Here is a 5,682-nt window from a genome sequence, read left to right as displayed (position 1 = left end):
CCCATGGCATCTGCCGCTTGCATGGGGTCAAAACGGTCTTGCAAACCATATTGCTTGGCGGTACTGTCTATAAATTGATACAACCCACCCGCAGAAGAACGGGGATTCCTTGCATTCGGATTGCCTCCACTTTCCACTTGCGCAACACGGTACAAATAACTCTCTGGCAAACCATAACGCACTGCTGCTTGACGGATCGCTTGATTAACAGAAGGACTAGAACGGGTCATAGCCTAATCTCCTCCCTTACTCAAATGCACTCAATAAATTCAACTCCTCCGTTGAGGCTTTTCCCCCACCTCCAAACAAAGCAGCAGAAAGCTTTTTGAACCATTCTTTTGTCGCATATCCCTTATGATGCGCGTTTACCATGCGTTGAATGAGAGCTACAATTTGATCATTCTTAATCTGTGTCCCCCCTGTTAACAATTTGACAACATCCTTTTCAATCCGTTGACGCTCTCTAAACGCCGCCTCTTTGAAAGGAACCCAAGCTGCCTTCCCAGCAGCTTTTGCTAATTGTACAGCTGCATCACGTTTACCCGTTGGCATACTGACATTATGCGTAAAAGATATCTTTTCATCCGCTACACGACCTGGTATTCTGTTATAAAAATCTGCATAATTAGCTTCTTTTTCGACAACCTTCTTGACCGCAGAAGCTTTATCGGCTCCATAAATCTTTGCAAATCGTTTATACAGATCATTCGTACCAAAAATCTCCTTTGCCTTGGATACTTCGTCTTTTGTTTGACCCATGCCTTGTAAAAGTTCTGCCCTTGAACCCTTTTTAAAGTATTCTTGTTGTGCCTTTGGTAATTCATCAAAGATTTTACTGAACTCATCCTTATTAACCGACTTGCTAAGGATTTTGGAACCTTCATCCATAGCATCTAAACGTGAACTATATTGATGATACAATGATCGTGCCTTCTTATATTTAGGCGATATATCATCCATAAGCTCTAATAACTTTTTCTGAATGCCAACTAAGGTATGAACTTTACTATTATCTCCTATCTTCTCGGCTTCATCTCTCATAAGACCAAGTTTAACCTTCGTTTCATGGAGAACACCCATGTTGGGCTTTTCTTTAAGGAGATTAAATTTTTCAGAAGAAAACGAACTGACTTCTTTGCCACCACTCGTGAATTCCTGTAGCCCTCCTTTATAAGCCTGTTTGAAGTATGGACGCTTCATTAATTCATTAAGAGCACCATAATGCTGTTCTCCTATTGGTGTTTTTTGAGCTATTTCGTAAAGAGTATGTGGTTCTGCTTTCCTAATCGCGATAAGATCATCTTTTAAACCTGTAACATTTTGACGAGGAACAAAGTATTTATCAGCTGCCTGATGAATACGCTCCCCTCCTCCCAGCGCTCTCTGCCCAGCTCTTTTAGTCAAATCAAGATAAGCTCCTTGATTTCTTTTCGCGATATCAAAAACAAGATCCTGTAAAAAAGGACTATGATCAGCTACGTAATCGGTAGGAACTGCTTTTTTAAAAGATTCTCCTAGCTCTTCAGACGCCTCCTTACCTAAATGTTTACTGATTGCTCTTAACGTGTCTGTTGCAACACCTTCCTTATGAGAAGGAGAAAAAAGTCTTCGTATTCCGCTTACCGGATAACCAGCTAAATGAGCTAAAGCACTTCCAGCCAATGCCCCACCCGCTCCTAAACCTGCACCAGATAACGTACTTGTAAGTGTATTACCAAGTCCTTCACCTTCTCCCGCTCCATGTAATGCACCAGATGCCGCCCCTACTTTAAGCAAATGCGGCAATGTTGTTTTGTTCGTGATGCCTAAAAATGGACTTGCAAATCGACTTGGGGGTAACTGACCTGCTTTCAAAAAGGCTTGACCTAATTTTGACCCCGCCACATTCCTTGCAAGTGTAGGCGCTACAAAGCGTGCTCCTGAGGCTAATAATCCTCCCCCTAAAGTCGCAAGGGAAGGGATTGCCGACCCTAAAGCATTTCCAGCAAAAGAAGTCCAATAATGTTGATCACTCATCCTACGATAATAATCACGTATTCTATTGGCTTCTTTCTCATATTTTTCTATGGTTTTCTTATCTCCAGTCCAATAGTTGTAAAGCCCCTTCAAAAAAGCCTTTATTGCCAACTCATCATCAGAATCACGTCCTGCCGCTGTAATCCCCGCAATCTCATCATCTAAATTAAAACTCAATCCATGCTTTAAAGAATTCCAAAAAGCTTCACTGCTACTTATTTCGGGATGTTGGGATGATGTTTCGTATTCATCTTTAGGGATACGACGTATAACTCTTATTCCAGTACCAAAATCTGGAAATGGTTCCTCTACCGATTTTTCGTATTCATGTTTAGGGATACGGCGTATAATTCTTATTCCAGTACCAAAATCTGGAAAATCTTGATGAGTATTATTATGCTGAACCATTTAACTATCCCTAATAATTTCATACAAATCTTTACCATCATGAACGGTTGCTTTATCTCCAATAGCAAGTTTTTTAATATTTGCTCTGCTAATTGTAGTTGGCAAGTTTGCACTACCTCCTTGTGACATCGACTGATTAGCATATTGAGCAGAATACTTTAGACGCGGTCTTACTTCCATTCCATTTGACAACCTATAAATTTCCTCATCATTCAGTTTTTTAAAAAGATCAAACATATCTTTGATTTTTAAGAGCGTTTTATATAGTTCTTCTGGTTTATCGCTAATGTCCATAGTACCATAAGATGCTACTATGCGCCTGCTTTCTTCATTAGATAACGGTCCAACGCCTAATTTCCCGCCGTCACTTTGCTTTTTGATTGCTTCAATCACTCGAACAAAGACACCACCTTCAAGCGTTTTTAATTTATTTTTTAATGTTTTTGCAGCAGTATCGGGGAAAATCTGAGCAAAAGCACCGACCTTACCAGCAGCCTTTTTGGGATTCTTCTCTATAATTTGAAGAGCATTGTTAACTGTATCCACAATATGATTAATTTCTTTTGCTGCTACAGCAGCAGTGTTTCTCTTACCTATTTCCCACTCTTCTATGTCTCGTTTTTTCTGATTATACTCAAGTTCCTGCATCGACCCCTTAACCGGTCTCGCTCTACGTTCACCTAGTTGTGAATTGGGATCCCATTCATAACCTTTATCTAACTGAGGTTTATCACCACCTGTTAGCATCGCACTAAGCATTTGCGGATTACGTGCCATGATAGCAGCTTCTTCTTCGCTGTAACCTTTAGATTTTAGGTATTCGACGGTTTGATTGACTTGTTCTCTTCGTTTATCACCTTCATTAAGATGCTTCACACCACTTGCAAGCGCATCCCACCCAGAACCGTCTGATGAAGATTCTGCCATACCTGCAAAAAGATCTTTGAGCTTCTGATACGCATCTGATTGAAAAAACTTATAAGTATTGGACTGTAAAAATTTCTCTGCATCTGTCAGTTCAGGAGTCGGTGTTGGGGAAGCGGGTGCTAATGGTTGCGTTTGTTCATTAATATGAGGTTTTAGTTCTTGTGGAGTACTCTCTAGTGCATTTGGCATGGGTGGATGTTGATCAAATCCAAGAGGCATTTCCGCTTTAGGAGCCGTATAGGGCATAAATGGTCCATATGGATTCAGACTATTCTGTAAATAGGGGTTGGATGGGGCTTGTGCTTTCTCTGGTGTCATCATACTTTCAATACCTGACATTCCAGTCATAAATAGAGAGGTTTTGGGGTACTTTGTTATGAAATTCCCCACGGGGTTCTTTGTTATTAATTGTCCCAATCTATTCGCCCCTGTAACCGCTTTGGGAGCAATATATCTAAAAATATGAGGCGCAGCTCTCGCTGCCATAAAAGCTGCCCCAGCTAATGGAAATAATAATGGAAATGCCATCACACTCTCCTACAAAACTATTCTTTAATTATTCTCCAGAGCTTTCTTTTGATTCATGTAATCTAAAAAAAACTTGGATGCTCCTCCTGCCAACGCTGCTCCCATTGGACCACCTGCCATGTAACCAAAAGCCATCGGTGCTGCTTGAAGTGCTAAAGAACCTATAGCCCCTACATTTTTCCACGGATTATTGCCCTCTATCTTAGAGATTGTATGATTATTCGTCGTCGTGCCGTAATTCCTTGCAAAACCATGACCGGCATTCATAAGCATATTCAACCTATTCCAGCCGCTATTGTCTTGTTCCAGCCAACGTTCTCTATTGGCATCAACAAGGCGTTGATTGTGGGCATCAAGCACACCTCCCCCTTGTATGGCATTGGAATAGGCATTCCCATAACCCTGTAAGAAGTTATTTGAGGCACCCAATTGATTTTGATTGGCTTGGTCTATCATGGCATTGGCTTGCATCATGCGGTCCGCATCACGATTATATTGCTCTAACATAGCACGAGCGTATATAGAATCTCTTCCTTTCCGCACTTCCTCTCTGTGATCAGGAGTTGCATAACGACCAATCCCTGAGAAATATCTGTTAATTTGAGTGTCTGAATCATCTAATGCTTCTTGAAGTGCTTGTTTGAAATACGAATTTTCTCCCATCATACCACCAGAGGCCATATGTCGAAGATTCATGGCTGCCGACGTTGGATTATAGATTGTATTCATCAAAGAGCGATTTTGATAATGATGAGGAATAGCTCCAAGACCTCCGATTGCTTGGTAAGTTGGAGCACTTAAAGGTGCAACACGAGGTCCCCCATACACATTACCACCCATCCCTGTATCATACAGATTATATGCATCCGCACCCCCACGCTTAAATACATTCTGCATCCAAGTAGGAGGGGCGCTTGTTTGTACCTGCTTTTGTTCTGTCGTTGTTGGTGTCTTGCTCCCCATGTCACAATTCCTTCCTGTAATAAAGCATAGCTATGCCATAGCCTTGCTTGTCCAATGCGCGCTTCCAACCTAAACGCCCTAAAATCTCTATCTCAAAAGCCCCATTCTCACGTGCCCAATCCTCTGCAACTTGCAAATTATCAACCAAATTAAGAACGCCCTTGCCACTACACTCACAAATCAGAGCGCGCTTCTTTCCTAAAACTGTCTGCTGTATCTGGGTCGTGACTGCCGCTAAAAAGCGCTCGTCATCATCCAAAACAAGCCATAACTGTTTCTTGCCGCTGCAAATCGCTTCAATGAGCTCTTGCAACGTGATTTCATGTTTGAAACGCTCTACATACTCTCTAAAGGATGCAATGATGTCTTCAAGATAAGGCGCTATACGCTCCATATCCCAAGACGTGGTCAAAAAGACTTTTGCCATTACCCTCTGCCTAAAGGACGTAAATCCACATTAAATCCCGTAATATGGTTCCAATGAACACCTTCAGGAATACGCAATTTAAAGCGGTGATAACGATTGCGCGAACGACCATGATAAGCACCCGTGACATATGAACATGCCCTCTCTTGGTGCCATGTAATCGGTGTCTGATTATTGCGAAGCCGACGCTCTCCTATGCTTAAAAGACCTTCCGTCGTATCAACTTCAGCAAACATCTTCGTGATAAAGTTAAAACTTCCATCTGGTGCTCCCAATTCTTGCGAAACAACCGTTGCTTCCATCGGCGCACCTGTAAACATAACAAGCCGATTTTGGTCATCAAAAGCACCAAGCATGGGTGCGCCACTTTGCCAACGAGGGCTGTCTAAAGAAGCCGGTAATGTCTCAAGATT

5 protein-coding genes and 1 pseudogene are annotated in these 5,682 nt (G+C 41.9%); all 6 read right to left on the bottom strand.

Features of this window, described 5'->3' with window-relative positions; genetic code table 11:
* Positions 1 to 230: transglycosylase SLT domain-containing protein (locus ACFINI_RS09230; RefSeq protein ID WP_375647972.1), on the bottom strand; the 230-nt coding region annotated here is incomplete at its 3' end.
* A 16-nt stretch (positions 231 to 246) separates the two neighbouring features.
* Positions 247 to 2,424, bottom strand: coding sequence for a hypothetical protein (locus tag ACFINI_RS09225; protein WP_375647971.1), 2,178 nt, complete (start codon positions 2,422 to 2,424; stop codon positions 247 to 249).
* Complete coding sequence (locus tag ACFINI_RS09220; RefSeq protein WP_375632731.1) at positions 2,425 to 3,879, bottom strand: hypothetical protein; 1,455 nt, start codon at positions 3,877 to 3,879, stop codon at positions 2,425 to 2,427.
* Positions 3,880 to 3,903: 24 nt separating this feature from the next.
* Complete coding sequence (locus ACFINI_RS09215) at positions 3,904 to 4,842, bottom strand: hypothetical protein (protein WP_375647970.1); 939 nt, start codon at positions 4,840 to 4,842, stop codon at positions 3,904 to 3,906.
* A gap of 1 nt (position 4,843) precedes the next feature.
* Positions 4,844 to 5,269, bottom strand: coding sequence for a hypothetical protein (locus ACFINI_RS09210; protein WP_375647969.1), 426 nt, complete (start codon positions 5,267 to 5,269; stop codon positions 4,844 to 4,846).
* A pseudogene (locus ACFINI_RS09205) lies at positions 5,269 to 5,682 on the bottom strand (hypothetical protein); the annotation flags it as partial. The pseudogene ACFINI_RS09205 and the gene ACFINI_RS09210, both read right to left, overlap by 1 nt.

Origin of the sequence: Bartonella sp. AA56HLJMS (assembly GCF_042197145.1) — a bacterium.
Classification (GTDB): domain Bacteria; phylum Pseudomonadota; class Alphaproteobacteria; order Rhizobiales; family Rhizobiaceae; genus Bartonella.
The sequence above is the reverse complement of the archived record's forward strand: the minus strand, read 5'-3'. Positions and strand labels throughout refer to the sequence as shown.